This is a genomic window from Glaciimonas sp. CA11.2, assembly GCF_034314045.1.
Taxonomy (GTDB): Bacteria; Pseudomonadota; Gammaproteobacteria; order Burkholderiales; family Burkholderiaceae_D; genus Glaciimonas.
The window spans coordinates 294,612-314,621 of record NZ_JAVIWL010000001.1; the positions used below are offsets into that span (position 1 = coordinate 294,612).

The window sequence follows — 20,010 nt, forward strand, 5'->3', positions numbered from 1 at the left end:
CCTTCCTAGCATTTATATATGGCGCAAGACACACAAGCGCCGTGACAATGACACTGCCTGTGCGCGCAACCCTATTGCGACTGCTAAAACTACCGATCGGTTGCCTGGCCTCGCGTTAATCTGCAAGTGGCCGTCAGGCAACCTTTTTGCCACTACACACTATTTTCCGAATTTCACCAGTTCTAATAGAGGCTCATCATGATGTTGCAAAACCCAGCTACTAAATATCGCCCGTTTCCACCGATTCCATTGACTGATCGTACTTGGCCCAACCAAATTATCAGCGTGCCACCAATCTGGATGAGCACCGATTTGCGCGACGGTAACCAAGCATTGATCGAGCCTATGGATGCCGAACGCAAACTGCGCTTTTTTGAGTTGCTGGTAAAGGTGGGTTTAAAGGAAATCGAAGTGGGATTTCCATCTGCTTCTCAAACTGATTTCGATTTCGTTCGCAAACTGATTGAAGAAGATCGCATTCCTGACGATGTCACGATCATCGTATTGACGCAATCACGCGAAGAGCTGATTCGTCGCACTGTTGATTCGCTCAAGGGCGCTAAGCGTGCGATGGTCCATTTGTATAACTCCGTTGCGCCGGCATTTCGCAAAATCGTCTTCAAGATGTCCCGCGACGAAATCAAAGCTATCGCCATCGCCGGTACGCAATTGATCAAGCAACTCACGGATGCGCTTCCAGAAACACAATGGCGATTCGAGTATTCTCCTGAATCCTTCAGTATGACTGAACTGGATTTTTCCAAGGACATCTGCGACGCCGTATCTGCGACCTGGGAAGCATCCCCTAAGCGGAAAATCGTTTTTAATCTTCCTGCCACGGTCGAATGCAGCACGCCAAACGTCTACGCCGATCAAATCGAATGGATGCACCGCAATCTGGCCCGTCGTGATTCTGTCATTCTCAGCGTCCATCCACACAATGATCGTGGTACCGGCGTCGCTGCGGCAGAGTTGGCCGTGATGGCAGGCGCTGATCGGGTTGAAGGCTGTTTGTTCGGCAATGGCGAGCGCACCGGCAACGTCGATCTGGTCACGTTGGCACTCAACTTATACACGCAAGGCGTGAATCCAGGCCTGGATTTCTCCGACATCGACAGCGTTCGTCAATGTGTTGAGGACTGCAATCAATTGCCCGTACATCCCCGCCATCCGTATGTCGGCGATCTGGTCTTCACAGCCTTCTCCGGCTCGCATCAGGACGCGATTAAAAAAGGCTTTGAAGCACAACAAGCTGACGCCATTTGGGAAGTCCCGTATTTGCCAATCGACCCGATTGATCTTGGTCGCAGCTACGATGCGGTGATTCGCGTTAACAGTCAATCCGGCAAAGGTGGCATGGCGTATTTGCTGGAACAGGAATATGGCCTGGTCATGCCACGCCGTTTGCAAATAGAGTTCAGCCGTGCAGTTCAAAAAGCAGCCGATTCGACTGGCAAAGAAATCGTCTCGAGCGACATTTACCGGATCTTCAAGGAGGAATACCTTGATAAACAAACCCCATACGTGTATCGCGCGCACCGCATGACCGAAGACTCAAGCAAAGCTGAACCAATCAATATCGAACTCGATATTATGCGCGATGGCCAACAACTAACCCTCAAAGGGAAGGGAAATGGTCCGATCGATGCCTTTGTCAATGCATTAGGACTGGATGTAAAGCTCATGGACTTCCATGAACATGCCATCAGCGCCGGCGCTGATGCGCAAGCCGCCAGTTATATTGAATTGCGCCTGAATGACGCGCCAACCGCATTTGGTGTGGGTATCGACGCCAATATCGTGACTGCTTCATTCAAAGCAGTATTAAGCGCAATCAATCGACAAATTGGCATTGCCAGTGAAGCCGCCAATCAGGAAAACAACCATAGAGCCGCTGCTGCATAAGCATTCATCGACTCTATAACGACTGACGGCTATCGTGGCAACCCCGCGATCGCCGTAACCTGAATCCTGATGTATTACCGTATGTTGTGGATGACGGACCTGTTGCGCTTTGCCGTTACCAATGACAAAGCGCACATCTTTCATAAAAAGACGTGCGCTCGTGTGGTGTTTCGTGTTGTATAGTACCGGACAAAAGCCCGGTCATTACCGATAAACTTAACCCAATTTGGCGTTACCCAACTGTACTAAAACAGTACTAAGCCGTTATTGCGTTTTACGCAGCTACAGCAAAATTTAACGCGTTGATACTGACACGTGCGGCGGCAAATCCAGCTTCTTTAGCATCTGGACCATAATTCAAGCCATCGGCACGTATTACTTCGATATCGGTAATACCTAAGAAACCGAAAACAACTTTCAAGTAGTCCTCATGGGCAAAACCCGTTGGCGTACCAGCGTGTATGCCACCGGATGTCGCCACAATCACTACCCGCTTACCTTTTGCCAAACCTTCTGGGCCAGTTTCCGAATATCGGAAGCTTACGCCCGCAACACAAATCTGATCAATCCATGCTTTTAGTTGCGTTGGAACGGTAAAGTTGTACATTGGCGCGCCAAGGACAATCACATCCGCCGCCATAAATTCGTTCAAAATCGCCTCACCGAAGGCAACCTCTTGCTGTTGCGTCTCGCTGCGTTGTTCAGCGGGCGTACCCTTAGCCACAAACGTTCCACCGGAAATGTGTGCGGTGACGTCTTTGCTCAAATCACGATACACCACTTCAACGCCAGACTCGGCCGACGTCAAATTAGCAACGACCTCACGAGTCAGTGCGCGCGAAGCCGAAGCGTCGCCAAGAATGCTCGAATCAATGTGTAATAATTTCATGATAATTCCGTCCAATAAATGTAGAAACTGTTCAAAATTTGTGACAAATCAGAGCAATTGAAGACTTGTTTCGTCCGATGCACGTCATAAAATAATGAAAGATTCGGATAACGCCAACCTGGCGCATGGTTTAACAGCATCCTACCTTGCACCACAAAATTGAACTAGCCGTCAATACTGAGATATATTGTTCTATATAAAGAACAATGAAAGACAATTGTGAATGATTTAAATGACCTGTATTTTTTCGCTAATGTGGTCGAAGAAGGCGGTTTCACGGCCGCTGGCAGATCCCTTGGGATTCCAAAGTCGCGACTATCGCGTCGCATCTCGGAACTGGAGGCACGGTTGGGCGTCCGATTACTGCAACGCAATACGCGTGGGATTGCACTCACTGATATCGGCAGTCGCTATTACAAGCAATGCCAGATCGTTTTGGCGGCGGCAGAAGCTGCGGAGAACGCGGTCACCAGTTCGCTGACCGAACCGAGCGGTCATGTGCGGGTAAGTTGTCTGGTGCCGATTGCACGTGAAAAGTTGACGCTTGCTCTCCCGTTTTTTTTGGAGCGATATCCTCGCGTAAGTGTCGAGCTGGTATTGACCAATCGGCGCGTCAATTTGCTGGAGGACGGAATTGATATCGCAGTCCGCGTCCGTACCCCTGAAGAGGAAGATCCCAATCTCGCCACGCGCAGACTGCAACGGACTGAAGTTTATCTGGTCGCTGCACCGACCTTAATGAAACAATTCGCGGTCCCGGAACACCCCCGAGCGTTAGCAAAATTTCCTTTTCTCGGTGCAGTCAATCAGGATCGTCGTGCACATTTTCCGATGGTTGGCCCCAACAACGAGCGCTACACACTAGTAGTCGATCCAAGACTAGCGGTGGAAGACTTTACCATTCGAAAACAAGCCGCATTGCACGGCCTTGGGATTACGATGCTGCCATCAGAAAATTGTGACGACGAAATCGCCCGCGGAGAACTGCTGCGCGTCTTGCCAAATTGGGGCATGCCTTCGGGCACGCTGCAACTGGTCTATCTGACGCAGCGCGGACTCCTGCCCGCGGTCCGAGTTTTTATCGATTTTTTAATTGCGGAACTGTCCGAAAAATCAGAAAAAGTTAGTTAGTCAAGGCGCGGCAACGATGATCTCGCTAATCGTACACCACTGAATTGCCAACGCGCAGTCGCAGGGAAAAAATTGCGATAGCTCAATCGTGTGTGACCAATTGGTGTCACACACGACGACCCTCGCAGGACATATTGATTCACCATAAACTTACCGTTGTACTCACCTACCGCGCCTTCAAGCGCAGTGTAGCCCGGATACGGCCCATAACTACTCGTGGTCCATTGCCAGACTTGCCCAAAATAATCGGTCTCATCGTGATCGGCAACGTTAGCCGCACTCTCCCATTCGGCCTCGGTCGGAAGTCGCGCACCCGCCCAACGCGCGTACGCTTCGGCCTCAAAAAATGAAATGTGTGCGACCGCCTCATCCAGCGCTATTGGCTGCAAACCATTCAAGGTAAATTCCTGCCATGTCGAATCAAATTGGGAATGTGATTCTTGCCAGTAAATAGGATGAGTCAATTTTTCCTGCGTAATCCAATCCCAACCTGCGGCAAGCCATAACAAGGGATTTTGATAGCCACCATCTTCAACAAAAGCGAGATATTCACGATTACTGACCAGACGTGTTGCAATAAAAAATGGCTCAACAAATTGGCGATGGCGCGGTGTTTCATTATCAAAGAAAAAACCGACACCATCGTGCCCGATCTCCACAATACCACCATCGAATTTTTGCCAGTGTGATAGCGCTATTTGCGGCAATACATCCCTTGGCGCAACTTGATACAAAGATGTTTCGAGTAATTTATAAGGTGGCTTTAGCGGATTCATCGAAAATAGATGTTTGATATCCGTCAGCAACAACTCTTGATGTTGCTGCTCGTGATGCAATCCTAATTCGACCAGGGCGGCCAACGCATCAGCACTTGCAGATGGTAATTCTAAAGAAAATATTTGCGATACACGTTCGTCTACATTGCGGCGATAAGCCCATACCTCGTCCAATGACGGGCGCGTTATCAAGCCACGCTGCGCGCGCGGATGTTGCTGACCAATACCGTCGTAATAAGAATTAAATAGAACGCGGAACGCAGGATGAAATGGCTGAAAATTCGGTTCGAATCGTTCCAGAATGAATGTCTCAAAAAACCAGGTCGTATGCGCCAGATGCCACTTAACCGGACTTGCATCCGGCATCGATTGCACGCAGCAATCCTCTGCCTCCAAGGGTGCCACAAGCGCCATCGTATCTTCACGCAGCCTGGCAAACAAGGCCGCTAATGTCGCCATAGCCAAGGTCGGGGCCGCCACTTTTTCTACTGTCAAAGCACCCATTCTCATCCTCCCTGCGCGTGACACACCATGAACCACTCATGCGGATCACACCATGTCTGAATCTTGCCAAAACCGGCTTGCTGCAGCAGCGCGGTAAAACTCTGCTGCGTATACTTGTAACTGCTCTCAGTATGAATACGCTCGCCTGCCACGAACTGGCGGCTTCCACCATTTTTCCAGCGCACAGTCACGTTGCGCTTAGCTTCCAGATGCATTTCTACACGATGTTGTTGAGCATTATAAAAGCCGCGATGACGCCATTCACGAAGTTCAAAATCGGCATCCAACAGACGATTAATATGCTGTAAAAGATTGAGGTTAAACGATGCAGTCACTCCCAATGCGTCGTCATAAGCGGCATCCAGAATTGCCTTGTCTTTGATGAGATCGATCCCAATCAACAAGCCGCCACCGCCACTTTTATGTTCACCGTCATCGTTGTCTTTACCGCTATGGTTGCTATGATCGATCCCAATGGTTTTTCGAATCCGCAATAAAAATTTCAGCGCCTCAAGCGGCGTGTAGTTACCGATGGATGATCCCGGATAAAAAAATTGTCTACGTTCGCGCGAGATCGATACGGGTAATTCAAGCTCGTTCGAAAAATCCATGCCGAGACAAGTCATCGCGATGTGGGGAAATTGTTGCTGCAAACCCGCCACCGCCTCTTGCAAAAATTTCTCGGAAATATCGACCGCTACGTATTCACTGGGCTGCAAACTAGGAAAAAGCTTGGCGGCCTTGGCGCAATTGCCAGCGCCAAGATCAATCAACGTCGCCTTACGCCCCACCGCCGTCGCGATTTGTGACGCATACTGATCGAAAATGATTGCTTCGGTGCGGGTCGGATAGTATTCCGGCAACTCACAAATCGCAGCAAACAGACGCGAGCCGAGCGTATCGTAGAGATATTTGGGCGATGTTGACGCCTGAGGTGCCATTAATCCGGCCTCAAGCTGCGTAACGATCGCATCCTCAATATAACTTTGCGGCGTGCAGTTTTCCGGCTGCTCCGGTTGTTGTTGTTGAGCCAAGGAAGTCTCCAGAATGGTAAAAATAGTATTTATCGAACTAAGGCGTCCAACATCAGGCTATATATTTTGATGAGATTTAGGTAAAAGCACCGCGTACGCTAAGAATTGAGATGAATTACCGACAATTCTGCGCTGCTTCGCAACATCTACTACACTAGCAAACTAGTTTGATACCCAGTGATAGTAGTATTTGTATAATTTATCAGAGTATCGACATTCAGGTCAGACACTTGGTTCAAATTTACACGCGGAAATGCCATGCCGCAAACACAGCGCAACAAATTAACCAGTTAGCAACAAAATCAAAAGTAACATGACAACCACAACAAAAGTCCCTCAAAAACGCAGTTTAGCTACTTTAGCCGGATTAATTCCCTACCTTTCTCCTTATAAGCGCCAATTTGTACTGGCTGGGATTGCGCTATTGGTCGCCGCTGCCGCAACGTTGGCGATCCCTTACGCTTTCCGACAAATGATTGATTTGGGCTTTGGTGGAAACGGCATCAAGGACCCAAGCCACATTGATCTGTATTTTCTGGCTTTATTCGGCGTCGCGTGTATTTTGGGCGTAGCCACCGCGGCACGTTTTTACATGGTGTCCTGGCTTGGTGAACGCGTCACTGCGGACCTGCGCAGCGCTGTCTACTCCCACGTCGTGACCCAAAGTCCACAATTCTTTGAGACTACCAAAACTGGCGAGGTGCTCTCTCGCATCACGACCGATACCACGCTGATTCAAGCGCTGGTCGGGACCAGTATTTCAATGGCGTTACGCAATGGTTTACTGTTCGCTGGCGGCTTGATTATGTTGTTCGTCAGCAGTATCAAACTGAGCTCGATCATCATCGTCATGCTGGCCTTGGTAGTGCTACCAATCGTCTGGTTTGGACGGCGCGTACGAAAACTGTCTCGCGCCTCGCAGGATCGTGTTGCAGACGCCTCGGCGATGGCGGGTGAAATCTTGAATGCGATGCCGACTGTACAAGCCTTCACGCATGAAAACATCGAAGGAAACCGTTTTAAAGGCGCCATTGAAAGTGCGTTCGCAACTGCAATGGAGCGAATCCGCGCCCGTTCGTTGTTAACCATGATGGCGATTTTACTAGTGTTCGGTGCGATCGTATTCGTACTATGGTTGGGCGCGCACGCGGTCGTGCAAGGCAAAATGAGTGGCGGTGAACTGGGACAATTTATCTTGTACGCAGCGCTGGTTGCCGGTTCAATCGGTGCGTTGGCAGAAGTCATGGGCGATACGCAACGCGCTGCCGGCGCGACTGAACGCTTACTGGAATTATTATCGGCTAAGTCACCTGTTCAGTCATTATTAGTACCTGAAAACTTGCCGCCACGTACCGAACAAGGTGCGGCAGTAACGCTGGAAAATGTTGCCTTTCATTATCCATCCCGTCCAGACACGGCGTCGTTATCAGCGTTCTCGTTGACTATTCGTCCCGGTGAGACCGTCGCGATCGTTGGTCCTTCCGGCGCGGGTAAAACCACTTTATTTCAACTATTGCTGCGCTTCTATGACCCGCAACAAGGCAGCATCAAACTGGACGGCGTAGACATTAAGTTTCTGGATTTGCATAGTTTACGTGATGCCATCGGGATCGTTCCACAAGACACCGTCATCTTTTCTGCCAATGCGATGGAAAATATTCGGTACGGTCGGGTCGACGCTACGGATGCAGAAGTCATCGCAGCGGCGACCATGGCAGCCGCCGATGAGTTTATTGTCAGGCTTCCTGAAGGATATCAATCGTTTCTGGGCGAACGCGGTGTACGTTTATCTGGCGGCCAGCGTCAACGCATTGCGATCGCCCGCGCCATGTTGAAAAATCCACCATTACTGTTACTGGATGAGGCCACGAGCGCACTTGACGCCGAATCTGAGCGTGTTGTCCAAGGCGCATTGGAAGCTGCCATGGTCGGTCGTACCACGCTGGTGATCGCTCACCGTTTGGCGACAGTCCAACGGGCCGATCGGATTATCGTGCTGGAACACGGCCATATAGTCGAAACAGGAAACCACGCGTCACTTGTCGCACAAAATGGCCTTTACGCGAGTCTGGCGGCGCTGCAATTTGGCACTGCAATTTAATAATGGCATCATCTAAAACCCTTTGATCGGAAAACCGCTATGAGCTTATTATTTTCACCCTTAACTTTACGTAGCGTCACGCTGCCAAACCGGATCGCCGTCGCTCCGATGTGTCAATATTCGGCCCAGGATGGCTTTGCTAACGACTGGCACATGGTGCATTTGGGCAGTCGTGCGGTGGGCGGCGCTGGACTGGTGATTGTTGAAGCGAGCGCGGTCGTTGCCGATGGCCGAATCACACCCGAGGATCTTGGCATCTGGAAAGATGAACATATTGCGCCATTACGCCGGATCACGCAGTTCATTGCTCAGCAAGGCGCAGTAGCCGGCATTCAGCTAGCCCATGCCGGACGCAAAGCCAGTGTCACGCGACCATGGGAATCGACGCAAGGCAGCATTCCATTAGCGCAAGGTGGCTGGCAAACGGTAGCACCGTCGGCACTGGCCTTCGACACTAGTTTCGCAACGCCGTTAGCACTCACGGTGGAACAAATTGCCGATATAGTGCAAGCGTTTGTCGCTGCTGCAGAACGTGCCCACAAGGCTGGTTTCAAACTGATCGAAATACATGCAGCACACGGCTATTTGTTGCACGAATTTCTATCGCCATTAAGCAATACCCGCACCGATCAATACGGGGGCAGCTTTGAAAACCGCATACGTCTGGTCATGGAAGTCGTCACTGCTGTCCGTCAGGTCTGGCCTCAAGAGTTACCGATGTTTGTGCGGGTCTCTGCGACAGAATGGGTCGAGGGCGGCTGGAACCCGGATGAAACAGTGGCTTTGAGCGTATTGCTACGGGAAGCGGGTATCGATCTGGTGGATATCTCGACTGGTGGCAATGCGGCCAATGCCGTCATTCCGGTCGGTCCGGGATATCAGACGCAATTTGCGGCCCGCGTTAAAAAAGAAGCAGGCATTGCCAGCGGTGCAGTTGGCATGATTACGGAGCCGATTCAGGCTGAACACATTTTGCGCACCGAACAAGCCGACCTGATCTTGCTGGCGCGTGAATTGTTGCGCAACCCTAACTGGCCACTACACGCTGCGGATGCGCTGCGTGCCGAAACACCATGGCCACCGCAATATGCTCGCGCCACATCACGCAAAATGCCAATGCGGCCGTCGATTGATTATGGCGATGAGTGAAATCAATCGCGTATAAATTAGCCGTAACTTCGTTCACTCTTAGTTCACGTTAAGTACCGACTAACAGCGATTACGAGAAATCAGCGCTGCCGAACCCGTGAGACGGTTTGGGAGCGTGACCGCAACATCAAGTCGCGGACATACCAAGTCCGACGGCGACTTCAGAAATCAGGCGACGCAACCACACCACGTCGGGCGCAACATGCGAGCGCGTATGCCACAGCATGTAAAACCGCATCTTCGGCATGTCGAAAGGAAGCGGAAATACCTGAATCGGCCAGTCCTTCACAAAGTAATTAGCGAACTGACGACCGGTCGTAAAAATCAAATCTGACTTTGCCAACACATGCGGGACCAATGCAAAATAGGGAATCGCCACCTGAATGTTGCGCTTTAATCCTTGCTCCGCCAAAGCCGCATCAATGCTGCTCCGATGGCCTTCGATGTATGGGGTCGGTGCAAGGTGCGGCATCTCAACGTAATATTTTAGCGTCAGTCCCTTTTTGGCAACCGGGTGATCACGGTGCATCATGCAGACGACTTCGTCCTCAAACAGTTGCGCAAGATGCAAATGCTCAGGCGGATCGGGCCAATTACCGATGACCAGATCCAGCCGTCCGGTCTCCAGCGCATTAGAATAATCCAGCCCAGCATCAAGTGCATGCACCATCAGACTGGCGCCAGGAGCGCGCCGCCGCACTTGTTCAATGATCGAGGGAATCAACAAAACGTTCAGATAGTCCGGCGTTCCTACATGGAATATCCGTACAGTGCTTCCTGCTTCAAATGCTGCTACCGGTGCGCCGATTTTTTCAAATACATCGAGTCCTTCCTTCGCCAGCGCCAATAGTTCCTGCCCGCGCTCGGTTGCTACCATTCCCGTTTTGCCACGCACTAAAATGGCATCGCCGGTCAACTCGCGCAAGCGCTTCAACGTATTGCTGATAGTCGGTTGCGATTGCCCCAACTTAATCGCCGTGCGTGACACACTCTTCTCCACCAGCAAAGTATGCAAGACGCGAAGCAGATAGGTATCGAGATGATGATTAGCGCGAGAAGTCATTAACAGTGGAGGAAAATTGAGTGAACATGAGGCGAACATAAGCCATCGGACAAATATGCCTGACAACTACCAAAAAAGTGTCTTTATACATTCTTGAAGGATAACGGATAAGTGACTGATTGAGTATATTCACATTCGCACAACCCTCATTCGTTTGATGCCTCTTTTCTGCTGTTGGGTGTACGCAATGCGTTGACGAAAAGAGTGCGCATGATTGGTGCACATTTTATGCGCTCCGATTATTCTCATCTCAAGCGGTCTCGGATAAACATTTTCCAACGATGACCGGCATTGAAGGCTTACATAAAGAGATTCACCAAAAATAGGCTCTTTTGAGGCGGCATTACATGATTCAAATTCGATTTCCTACCAACTTTAGACGACCGGTCTAATTTACGCTATACTTGCTAATATCATGCGAGCAACCTACGACATCACCAAACGCCACATACTCGACGCTGGACAGCAAATTATTGCGGTCAAAGGCTTCGCGGGCGTTGGATTAAGCGAAATTCTGAGCGCTGCAGATATTCCAAAAGGATCTTTTTACCATTACTTTGGATCAAAGGAACAATACGGCTGCGCGCTTCTTGAGCAATATTTTGATGAATATCTGGTTAAGCTCAAGCAAATACTGCACGCTCCCTTCGATGCTTCCAATACGGCACAATCAGCACGTTACCGGCTCTTGCAGTATTGGGGAGGATGGGTTGAAAGTCAGTCAAGCCACGACCCCAAGGGACGATGCATGGTGGTGAAGTTGGGCGCTGAAGTTGCCGACTTGTCGGACGATATGCGCATTGCACTGTGCAAAGGGACCAAACGCCTCATGGAGCAGTTGGCTATTTGCATTACCGAGGGCATCACAGAAGGTTCTCTGGATTCTCAGCTTAATCCCGAAAAAACGGCTGAAATGCTTTACCAAATGTGGCTGGGCGCAAGCCTCCTTGCCAAGCTACAACGTGATCGCCGCCCTCTCGAAAACGCCATGGAGACCACCATCAGCGTTTTGAAACAAGGGTAAAACCGCTTCCTTAGCAGTCTTACATTTGTTTACGAGAATCTCCCTGTTCATTCAGCCTATTAACTGAATGCTTTAAACAATCAAAAGCTATTTCTAACCCACATCGCTTGATTTACATGACAGCCCTATTGACTCGTCTTTTAGCTAGTCGACCGGTCTAATTTATAACTAATAAGGAATCGTATGTTTAATTTCGAACTCTATAATCCAACAAAAATTGTATTTGGTCGCGATACCGTCGCCAAACTATCTACATTAGTCCCAACTGATGCGCGCGTATTGATCTTATTCGGTGGTGCAAGCGCACAAAAAAATGGCACACTTGATGAAGTAAAAGCTGCGCTGGGCACACGCGAAGTGCAGGAATTTTCCGGCATCGAACCCAATCCTTCCTACGAAACCCTGATGCGTGCCGTAGAACACGTGCGCCGTGAAAAGATCGATTTCCTGCTAGCCGTGGGCGGTGGCTCCGTCATTGACGGCACCAAATTTATCGCCGCAGCCGCACACTTCGATGGTGAGCCTTGGGATATCGCCGTCAAAGGTGGCGTCAATATAACCAATGCTTTACCTTTTGGGACGGTGTTGACATTGCCCGCCACCGGCTCAGAAATGAACAATGGCGGCGTTGTGACGCGTAAATCAATCCAGGCCAAACTCGCCTTTCATAGCCCGTTGGTTTATCCGCAATTTTCGATACTTGATCCGAGTAAAACCTTTACCTTGCCACCACGTCAAATCGCCAACGGCGTTGTCGATGCCTTCGTGCACACAGTAGAACAATATTTGACCTATCCGGTAAATGGTCAGGTACAGGATCGCTTTGCTGAGGGATTGCTGCTGAGCCTGATTGAAACCGGTCCTCGCGTCATGGCCGAACCCAACGACTATGATGCGCGTGCTAACTTGATGTGGGTGGCGACATTGGCATTGAACGGTTTGATCGGTGCCGGCGTACCGCAAGATTGGGCGACGCATATGATCGGCCACGAACTGACGGCGCAATATGACATTGATCACGCCCGTACCCTGGCAATCGTGTTGCCATCGCTATTGACAGTACAACGCGAAAACAAGCGTGCCAAACTGCTGCAATATGCTGCGAGAGTGTGGAACATCACAGAAGGTAGCGAAGATGCCCGAATTGATCAAGCTATCCAGAACACCCGCGATTTCTTTGAAAGCATGGGCATTAAAACTCGCCTCGGAGATTATGAATTGGGTCAGGCTGCCATTGATATTGTGGTGACACAATTGAGTGCGCACGGGATGACAAAGTTAGGCGAACACAAGGATATTACGCTGGAAGTGAGTCGCAAAATCCTTGAAGGCGCTTTATAGTAAAAGAGACATCCATACCGGATCAGAATGACGTGGCGTACGCGTAACCGCAACCGTACGCATCTGTTCCTTTAATAAGCTGCGAATAGTGCGTGAGCGTTACTGCGTCACTACCGGGCCGGATTTCTTTTTCTCGCATAAACTAATGCAATGCTATTTCATTCGATAGCCATCCTACCGACAACGCCGGGACACCGGCGTTGGTTCAACTTTCAGGAGACATAACCATGCCTAAAGACAACACACTCAATCGCAGTATCGTCCTTGCCGCCCGTCCACATGGCGCGCCGACGGCCGAAACGTTTCGGTTAGAAGAAACGGCTGTCCCGACGCCCGCAACCGGTCAACTATTGCTGCGCACTCTGTATCTGTCGCTTGACCCTTATATGCGCGGCCGTATGAGCGACGCACCATCTTATGCTGAGCCAGTGGCGGTGAATGCGGTTATGGGCGCTGGCACAGTCGCCCGCGTAGAGGCATCGCTGCATTCTGATTTCAAAGTAGGCGATCTTGTGCTCAGCTATAGCGGCTGGCAAGACTATATGTTGTCCGATGGCACCGGTCTGACAAAACTTGATCCTCATCTTCTTAAGCCATCGCACGCGTTAGGGGTACTGGGCATGCCCGGCTTTACCGCGTATGTCGGCTTGCTCGATATCGGTCAGCCGATAGCTGGCGAAACTGTGGTCGTTGCTGCTGCAACCGGCGCGGTTGGCTCTTTAGTAGGACAAATCGCTAAGCTGAAAGGATGTCACGTCGTAGGAATCGCAGGCGGTGCAGAAAAGTGCACATATGCAGTCGATGAGCTAGGTTTTGATGCCTGTATTGATCATCGCAGCAAAGACTTTCCACAGCAACTGGCCGCAGCCTGCGATAAAGGGATTGACGTCTATTTTGAAAACGTTGGTGGTGCAGTATTTGATGCCGTACTACCGCTGTTGAATTCATTTGCACGTATTCCAGTATGCGGCTTAATCGCCAACTATAACGCGACAGGATTACCGGAAGGACCAGATCGCTCATCAATACTTTCACGCGCGATATTGACCCGCCGCCTGAAGATACAAGGATTTATTAATTCAGATTATGCCCCACGTCATAACGCGTTTTTTAGCGAAATGAGCGGCTGGTTAAAAACTGGAAAAATTAAATATCGCGAGGAGTTTGTTGACGGTCTGGAGAATGCACCGCAAGCGTTCATCGGACTGCTTGAAGGTAAAAATTTCGGCAAATTAATTATCAAGGTTGCAGAATAAAGTCCTGCCTTAGTTGGGGTCAGCGTAACCGTATTCACGCTTGCCAAGAATGTCTGATAACAACAAAAAACGCTCGCGAACCGGAATAACCGGAGCGCGAGCGTTTTTACTACCATTAGCCGTCAGACATCCCATCAGGCAGACCGCGATGAACGCACCACGCCGCTGACCGACTTTGCATAAGCCCTAGTTTATTTAGTGCCGAATATCCGATCCCCTGCATCACCTAAGCCAGGAACAATATACGCATGTTCATTAAGGTGGGAATCCAGACTGGCCACATATAATTTAACGTGTGGATGCGCATCCTGAAATACTTGCACGCCTTCCGGTGCGGCAACCAACGCTAGAAAAACAATTTGCGCATCGGTCACACCACGCTGCTTGAGTACATTGACCGCATACACGGCTGAGTTGCCTGTCGCCACCATCGGGTCACAAAGAATAAACGTGCGCTCAGCCAAATCCGGCAAACGCACAAGATACTCAATCGGCTCCAGCGTGGCAGGATCGCGGTAGACGCCAATATGTCCCACGCGGGCCGATGGCACCAAATCCAACAAGCCATCACTCATACCAATACCTGCACGCAGAACTGGCACCACGGCAAGCTTACGTCCGGCAATTACCGGCGCGTCCATACTTTGAATCGGGGTTTCAATACGCTGTGTCGTCAACGGCAAATCCCGCGTGATCTCATATCCCATCAATTGGGTAATTTCACGCAACAACTGGCGGAAAGTACGCGTCGACGTATCCTTACTACGCATATGGGTCAGCTTGTGCTGAATCAACGGATGATTAAGGATAAACAGATTGGGGAAACGCGGGTCGCTGAGCATAAGAATGAGACGAAAAATGATCGGTTGAGGTGAGCGAAACAAGGCAACGTATCTGTCAACAAGTGCCGCCGTATTTTCAGGCGGCGCTTATGAAACTCTCATGCACCTTTTGGAAAGTTTTATGCGACTCTTTAACGGCACCATCGAGGCCCATGCACAGTATGACAACCACCAGCAAACACCAACTACTGCGTGATGGATGCCGAGTTTTTTTCAGGTGCGACTAAAGTCAGCAAAGCTAAAATTTGCTCCAACTCATGGCGTACTTCGATCAGGTTAATTTTATTCTGTGCAGCTTCCGCGGCGGCGGCCATAGAATCTTTTTCTGCCTGCGCCATCCTGCCATCGAGTTTGTTACGCGCACCGCTAATGGTGAAACCTTGCTCATATAACAGTTCGCGGATACGCCGAATCAACAATACTTCATGATGTTGATAATAACGACGATTACCGCGCCGCTTAACCGGCTTCAATTGCGTAAATTCCTGCTCCCAATAACGCAAAACGTGCGGTTTTACGCCACAAAGTTCACTTACTTCACCAATAGTGAAATAGCGCTTTGCAGGAATAGGCGGCAAGACGATAACCTCAGATTTACTAATACGATCATTCATGAATTAGCTTAAAGAACGAGGGAAAAAGGTTGTTGCGAAGTCGCTTCGACCATGCCTTTAAGCTTCTGACTGGCATGAAAAGTGACGACACGACGCGCGGAAATAGGAATCTCTTCACCGGTTTTAGGGTTACGACCAGGTCTTTGTGGCTTGTCACGTAATTGAAAATTACCGAAGCCTGATAACTTAACCGCTTCGCCGCGTTCCAACGCATTCCGCATTTCATCAAAAAAAGTTTCGACCATATCTTTGGCTTCACGCTTGTTAAGGCCAACTTGTTCAAATAAAAGCTCCGCCAACTCGGCTTTTGTTAATGTCGGTAAATCTTTTTCAGCCTGCGAGCGCGCTTGTGCCTCGCGCATCGCCCGATTCAGATCAGCGTCCAATACCGATTCAAACTCAACTGCCTGCATATCGCTCATTCTGCGTTCATTCCGTTGTTCTCACCCTGTTTTGCGATTCGCCACGTCAAAAAAACGAGCATTCTACTTATGCGACTTTTCAGCACGAACAGCTTCGTCATAGCGCCTCTCAGTCACGCACCTGGAGCTTACTTTAAAGCATAGCCTTATTTTCCAACCATAAAGATTAACTTTAAGGTTGGCTCAAAGCTGGCATGAAAAAACCTACCAACGACACTTACTACTGGCACAAACTTCACGTCAAAATGTAAGCCTACCAAATGTGTATTACCTGACAGGTTTTATGTTTTTTAACAATCCAGCGTTTGCTTAACTGCGCAATTTCGCGCCGTCAATCTTTCCAATTGCCGCAATCAAAGCGGTCATGGCAGCATCAACGGTATCGTCTTGAAGGGTGTTTTCAGTATCTTGCAAGGTAAACCGGAAAGCAAGACTTTTTTCGTCATTTTCTAATCCCTTGCCATGATATTCATCAAATAAAACAAAGGCTTGCAGAATTCGACAGGCGTTGTTAGTACTCTTTTCGGTGGCAAAAATATCCAGCAAATCTTGCGCGGGAACACCTTGATTGACGACCACCGCGAGGTCCCGTACCACTGCCGGGAATTTAGAAATGTCGACGTACTTGGGAACTTCGCGTTGCTGTAAAGCCTCTACCGTAATCTCAAATACAACTGCCGCCAGCGGAAGGTCATATTTCTGCTGCAAGCGCGGATGCAGCTCACCAATGAATCCAACGGCCTTGCCGTTCAACATGACCTGTGCCGAGCGGCCAGGATGCAAGGCCGGATGATCAATCTTAGCGAAGCGCAATATTGCCGGAGCGAATAAGGCCTCGAGATCTGCCTTTACATCATAAAAATCGACGACGCGGCTAACCTGTCCCCATTGCTCTTCAGCGTAGGGACCGTACGCCAGACCAGCGACATGTTTCTGTTGATCGAACCCTGCGACTGCTAACGCGCCGTCCTGGCTATCTACGTTACGCAAAAATACGGTACCAGATTCAAAAATACGGACGCGACTCACTTTACGGTTCAAGTTGTATTTCACATTTGCGACCAAACTGGCGATCAATGAAGAACGCATCACGCTCATCTGACTAGCGATAGGATTGATCAGTTTGATTGGTTGCACGTTAGCCGCAAAGTCAACTTCCCAGGCTTCTTCGACAAAGCTAAAGTTAATCACTTCCTGATAGTCCAGCGCGGCTAGCTTATGGCTGATTGCGAACAAAGAGCGCGTATTTTCAGGCGCAATAAACATTTCATTCGGCGCAACCGGCGGCAATGCAGGTATATTTTCAAAACCGTACACGCGCACGATCTCTTCGATCAGGTCTTCTTCAATTTCGATATCGAAACGGTAGGACGGCGGTGTAACCGAAAAAATACCCGGCTCTTGCGTAAACGTCAGATTAAGGCGTGTAAAAATATCCGCTATCAGTGCATCGGTCAGCGGCACACCAATCACCTTCACAGCGCGAGCGGTGCGAACGGTGACGGGCAAGCGTAACGGCAAGTTAATTTTTTGGTCGTCAACAGGACCGACTTTGGTATCGCCGTTGCCGCAAATTTCGATGAGCAACGCTGTGATCCGTTCGATATGTTCAACCGTGGTCGCAAAATCAACGCCCCGTTCAAAACGATGCCCGGCATCTGTGGAAAAATTAAACCGGCGTGCGCGTCCCTGAATCGCTTGCGGAAACCAAAACGCTGCTTCGAGATAAATGTTCTGCGTCTCCAACGAAACAGCGGTCGCGTCACCACCCATGATACCGGCCAGCGATTCGATTTGCTGTTCGTCTGCAATAACGCCAATCCACTCATCAACACTAACGGTATTGCCGTTTAACAGCTTGAGTGACTCACCCGTTTTTCCCCAACGTACATCAAGAATGCCATGGATTTTATCCAGATCAAACACGTGGGTCGGACGACCGAGTTCCAGCATTACATAATTGGAGATATCCACCAGTGCCGATATCGAGCGTTGACCGCTGCGTTCCAGACGTTGCTTCATCCATTGCGGCGTCGCAGCCCTGGCATTCAAACCGCGAATAACGCGGCCCGAAAAACGGCCGCATAAATCTGGTGCCGAAATAGTGACCGGCAATACTTCTGAAATATTGGCGCTTACTGCCTGGTAAGCTGGATGCTTAAGTTCGGTGCCGGTTAATGCAGACACTTCGCGCGCCACGCCCAATACGGAAAGGCAATCGGCCTTATTCGGCGTCAGTTTAATCGTGAATTTCAGATCATTCAGCTCATAATAATCACGAAAATTCATTCCTACTGAAGCATCGCCGGGCAATTCCAGCAGACCTTCGTTTTCTTCGGATAATTTCAGTTCACGGGCCGAACACAACATGCCGTGCGATTCAACTCCACGCAACTCGCCCACTTTGATTTCAAAAGGTTTGCCGTCAGCACCCGGCGGCAGCATGGCTCCCGGCATCGCGCACGGCACTTTAAGGCCAGCGCGAACGTTCGATGCGCCGCACACGATTGTCAACGCAGTGCCGGTTCCAACATCGACCTGACACACATTGAGTCGGTCTGCGTTCGGATGTTTGGCGATGTCTAACACGTGGCCAACCACGACATTCGTGAACGGCGGCGCAACCGGCGCGACCTCTTCTACTTCGAGGCCTGACATCGTCAGCAAGTGGGATAATTCGTCCGAAGTCATGCTCGGATTGACCATTGTACGCAGCCAGCTTTCAGAGAATTGCATAGTAAACCTTCAAAAACCTTTCATCATGGAAGACTCGGATCAGCTTGCTCGCCATGAAGGCGGCACATAGCATCCGAGACGTCTTGGGCGAGCGCGATTTCTAATTAAATTGCTTTAAAAAGCGCAAATCGCCTTCGTAAAATAGACGCAAGTCGCTGATCCCGTAACGCAACATTGTCAAGCGCTCGAGACCTGAGCCGAACGCAAAACCGATAAACTGCTCAGGGTCAAGACCCATATTGCGCACAACGCTCGGGTGAACCTGACCTGCACCGGACACTTCTAACCAACGCCCTTTTAGTGCGCCACTGCCAAATGCGATATCGATTTCGGCCGATGGTTCGGTGAAAGGAAAATAAGAAGGTCGGAAGCGGACTTGTAAATCGTCGGTTTCGAAAAACGCTTTGACGAAATTCAGGTACACGCCCTTTAGGTCGGCAAAACTGATATCTTCAGCGATCCACAAACCTTCAACCTGATGAAACATCGGCGAATGGGTAGCATCACTGTCCACACGATAAGTGCGACCGGGTGCGATTACTTTGATCGGTGGCTTGTTCATGCGCGCATAGCGTACCTGCATCGGACTGGTATGCGTACGCAATAGCAACGGCTTGCCTTGTGTGTCATTGCCTTCGATGTAGAAGGTATCCTGCATTGAGCGCGCAGGATGATTTTCCGGGCTATTCAATGCGGTAAAGTTAGTCCAATCTGTTTCGATTTCGGGACCGTCGGCCACATCAAAACCAATCGACCGGAAAATTTCTTCAACCCGTTCCCAGGTCCGCATCACGGGATGAATTCCGCCAACGCCACGACCACGACCAGGCAAAGTCACGTCAATTGCCTCGGCATTCAAACGGACTTGCATCTGCGCGTCTGCCAGCGCATCACGGCGCGCGGTCAGCGCGTTCTCGATCTGCTGTTTGGCGACATTGATCACGGCACCTTGCACTTTACGTTCGTCCGGTCCGAGCTTGCCCAGACCTTTCATTTGCTCGGTAATTTGACCGGTTTTGCCAAGATATTTGGCTTTGGCGTTTTCCAGCGCAGCCGCATCAATTGCGGCAATAAAATCAGCCTGGGCTTGCGTTACAAGTTGTTCTAGGGAGTTCATGCAGTTTTTCCTGCTCCAATGGGAAGCCGAAAAATTCCAATAAGCATTAGTAATGAAGGGGAGAAATTAAAAAAGTGTTTAAATAACGGCGTTATCCGCATCCACT

16 protein-coding genes are annotated in these 20,010 nt (G+C 49.9%); 7 read left to right on the top strand and 9 right to left on the bottom strand.

Going from position 1 to position 20,010, the window contains the following annotated elements; translation table 11 throughout:
- The first annotated feature begins 198 nt into the window (after positions 1-198).
- On the top strand, positions 199-1,905 hold the full coding sequence (gene leuA, locus RGU75_RS01220) for a 2-isopropylmalate synthase (RefSeq protein WP_322232445.1): 1,707 nt from the start codon (positions 199-201) through the stop codon (positions 1,903-1,905).
- Positions 1,906-2,179: 274 nt separating this feature from the next.
- On the opposite strand, the gene RGU75_RS01225 is transcribed toward leuA, so the two are convergent.
- Positions 2,180-2,794 (bottom strand): FMN-dependent NADH-azoreductase, encoded by a 615-nt coding sequence (locus RGU75_RS01225; RefSeq protein WP_322232446.1) that lies wholly within the window; start codon positions 2,792-2,794, stop codon positions 2,180-2,182.
- Positions 2,795-3,013: 219 nt separating this feature from the next.
- On the opposite strand from RGU75_RS01225, the gene RGU75_RS01230 reads away from it, so the two are divergent.
- Entirely contained in the window at positions 3,014-3,925 is a 912-nt protein-coding gene (locus RGU75_RS01230) for a LysR substrate-binding domain-containing protein (protein ID WP_322232447.1), read from the top strand.
- On the opposite strand, the gene egtB is transcribed toward RGU75_RS01230, so the two are convergent.
- Together egtB and egtD are read right to left on the bottom strand one after the other, a co-directional pair.
- Positions 3,922-5,211, bottom strand: a complete 1,290-nt coding sequence (gene egtB / locus RGU75_RS01235; RefSeq protein WP_416186770.1) for an ergothioneine biosynthesis protein EgtB — start codon at positions 5,209-5,211, stop codon at positions 3,922-3,924. The two genes, RGU75_RS01230 and egtB, sit on opposite strands and share 4 nt — an antisense overlap.
- The gene (gene egtD, locus RGU75_RS01240; RefSeq protein ID WP_322232448.1) at positions 5,208-6,239 is read right to left on the bottom strand and encodes an L-histidine N(alpha)-methyltransferase; all 1,032 of its coding nucleotides are present in this window, start codon (positions 6,237-6,239) and stop codon (positions 5,208-5,210) included. The genes egtB and egtD overlap by 4 nt, the downstream gene beginning before the upstream one ends.
- Before the next feature lie 313 nt (positions 6,240-6,552).
- Here egtD and RGU75_RS01245 point away from each other — a divergent pair, with 313 nt between their 5' ends.
- Complete coding sequence (locus RGU75_RS01245; RefSeq protein ID WP_322232449.1) at positions 6,553-8,340, top strand: ABC transporter transmembrane domain-containing protein; 1,788 nt, start codon at positions 6,553-6,555, stop codon at positions 8,338-8,340.
- Between the two features lie 39 nt (positions 8,341-8,379).
- Positions 8,380-9,489 (top strand): NADH:flavin oxidoreductase/NADH oxidase, encoded by a 1,110-nt coding sequence (locus RGU75_RS01250; protein ID WP_322232450.1) that lies wholly within the window; start codon positions 8,380-8,382, stop codon positions 9,487-9,489.
- Between the two features lie 127 nt (positions 9,490-9,616).
- Here RGU75_RS01250 and RGU75_RS01255 read toward each other — a convergent pair whose 3' ends face one another.
- Complete coding sequence (locus tag RGU75_RS01255; protein ID WP_322232451.1) at positions 9,617-10,552, bottom strand: LysR family transcriptional regulator; 936 nt, start codon at positions 10,550-10,552, stop codon at positions 9,617-9,619.
- Between the two features lie 415 nt (positions 10,553-10,967).
- On the opposite strand from RGU75_RS01255, the gene RGU75_RS01260 reads away from it, so the two are divergent.
- The 3 genes from RGU75_RS01260 (at position 10,968) to RGU75_RS01270 (ending at position 14,173) form a co-directional block, all read left to right on the top strand.
- Positions 10,968-11,576, top strand: a complete 609-nt coding sequence (locus RGU75_RS01260; protein ID WP_322232452.1) for a TetR/AcrR family transcriptional regulator — start codon at positions 10,968-10,970, stop codon at positions 11,574-11,576.
- Between the two features lie 183 nt (positions 11,577-11,759).
- A complete protein-coding gene (locus tag RGU75_RS01265; RefSeq protein ID WP_322232453.1) occupies positions 11,760-12,917 on the top strand; it encodes an iron-containing alcohol dehydrogenase in 1,158 nt (385 codons plus the stop codon).
- 227 nt (positions 12,918-13,144) lie between these two features.
- On the top strand, positions 13,145-14,173 hold the full coding sequence (locus tag RGU75_RS01270) for an NADP-dependent oxidoreductase (RefSeq protein WP_322232454.1): 1,029 nt from the start codon (positions 13,145-13,147) through the stop codon (positions 14,171-14,173).
- A gap of 191 nt (positions 14,174-14,364) precedes the next feature.
- Here the strand turns inward: RGU75_RS01270 and upp are convergent, their stop codons facing one another.
- From upp to pheS, 5 genes are all read right to left on the bottom strand, one after another.
- Entirely contained in the window at positions 14,365-15,015 is a 651-nt protein-coding gene (upp, locus tag RGU75_RS01275; RefSeq protein ID WP_322240149.1) for a uracil phosphoribosyltransferase, read from the bottom strand.
- 185 nt (positions 15,016-15,200) lie between these two features.
- Entirely contained in the window at positions 15,201-15,629 is a 429-nt protein-coding gene (locus tag RGU75_RS01280) for a MerR family transcriptional regulator (protein WP_322232455.1), read from the bottom strand.
- Between the two features lie 8 nt (positions 15,630-15,637).
- A complete protein-coding gene (locus RGU75_RS01285; protein ID WP_322232456.1) occupies positions 15,638-16,051 on the bottom strand; it encodes an integration host factor subunit alpha in 414 nt (137 codons plus the stop codon).
- A gap of 309 nt (positions 16,052-16,360) precedes the next feature.
- Complete coding sequence (gene pheT, locus RGU75_RS01290) at positions 16,361-18,787, bottom strand: phenylalanine--tRNA ligase subunit beta (protein ID WP_322232457.1); 2,427 nt, start codon at positions 18,785-18,787, stop codon at positions 16,361-16,363.
- A 100-nt stretch (positions 18,788-18,887) separates the two neighbouring features.
- On the bottom strand, positions 18,888-19,904 hold the full coding sequence (gene pheS / locus RGU75_RS01295) for a phenylalanine--tRNA ligase subunit alpha (protein ID WP_322232458.1): 1,017 nt from the start codon (positions 19,902-19,904) through the stop codon (positions 18,888-18,890).
- Positions 19,905-20,010 lie beyond the last annotated feature (106 nt).

What these genes read in the sequence shown, in the direction of transcription:
- leuA (WP_322232445.1), top strand. Translation starts at nt 199, where the DNA reads ATGATGTTGCAAAACCCAGCTACTAAATATCGCCCGTTTCCACCGATT.
- RGU75_RS01225 (WP_322232446.1), bottom strand. Translation starts at nt 2,794, where the DNA reads ATGAAATTATTACACATTGATTCGAGCATTCTTGGCGACGCTTCGGCT.
- egtB (WP_416186770.1), bottom strand. Translation starts at nt 5,211, where the DNA reads ATGAGAATGGGTGCTTTGACAGTAGAAAAAGTGGCGGCCCCGACCTTG.
- RGU75_RS01245 (WP_322232449.1), top strand. Translation starts at nt 6,553, where the DNA reads ATGACAACCACAACAAAAGTCCCTCAAAAACGCAGTTTAGCTACTTTA.
- RGU75_RS01250 (WP_322232450.1), top strand. Translation starts at nt 8,380, where the DNA reads ATGAGCTTATTATTTTCACCCTTAACTTTACGTAGCGTCACGCTGCCA.
- RGU75_RS01255 (WP_322232451.1), bottom strand. Translation starts at nt 10,552, where the DNA reads ATGACTTCTCGCGCTAATCATCATCTCGATACCTATCTGCTTCGCGTC.
- RGU75_RS01260 (WP_322232452.1), top strand. Translation starts at nt 10,968, where the DNA reads ATGCGAGCAACCTACGACATCACCAAACGCCACATACTCGACGCTGGA.
- RGU75_RS01265 (WP_322232453.1), top strand. Translation starts at nt 11,760, where the DNA reads ATGTTTAATTTCGAACTCTATAATCCAACAAAAATTGTATTTGGTCGC.
- RGU75_RS01270 (WP_322232454.1), top strand. Translation starts at nt 13,145, where the DNA reads ATGCCTAAAGACAACACACTCAATCGCAGTATCGTCCTTGCCGCCCGT.
- upp (WP_322240149.1), bottom strand. Translation starts at nt 15,015, where the DNA reads ATGCTCAGCGACCCGCGTTTCCCCAATCTGTTTATCCTTAATCATCCG.
- RGU75_RS01280 (WP_322232455.1), bottom strand. Translation starts at nt 15,629, where the DNA reads ATGAATGATCGTATTAGTAAATCTGAGGTTATCGTCTTGCCGCCTATT.
- RGU75_RS01285 (WP_322232456.1), bottom strand. Translation starts at nt 16,051, where the DNA reads ATGAGCGATATGCAGGCAGTTGAGTTTGAATCGGTATTGGACGCTGAT.
- pheT (WP_322232457.1), bottom strand. Translation starts at nt 18,787, where the DNA reads ATGCAATTCTCTGAAAGCTGGCTGCGTACAATGGTCAATCCGAGCATG.
- pheS (WP_322232458.1), bottom strand. Translation starts at nt 19,904, where the DNA reads ATGAACTCCCTAGAACAACTTGTAACGCAAGCCCAGGCTGATTTTATT.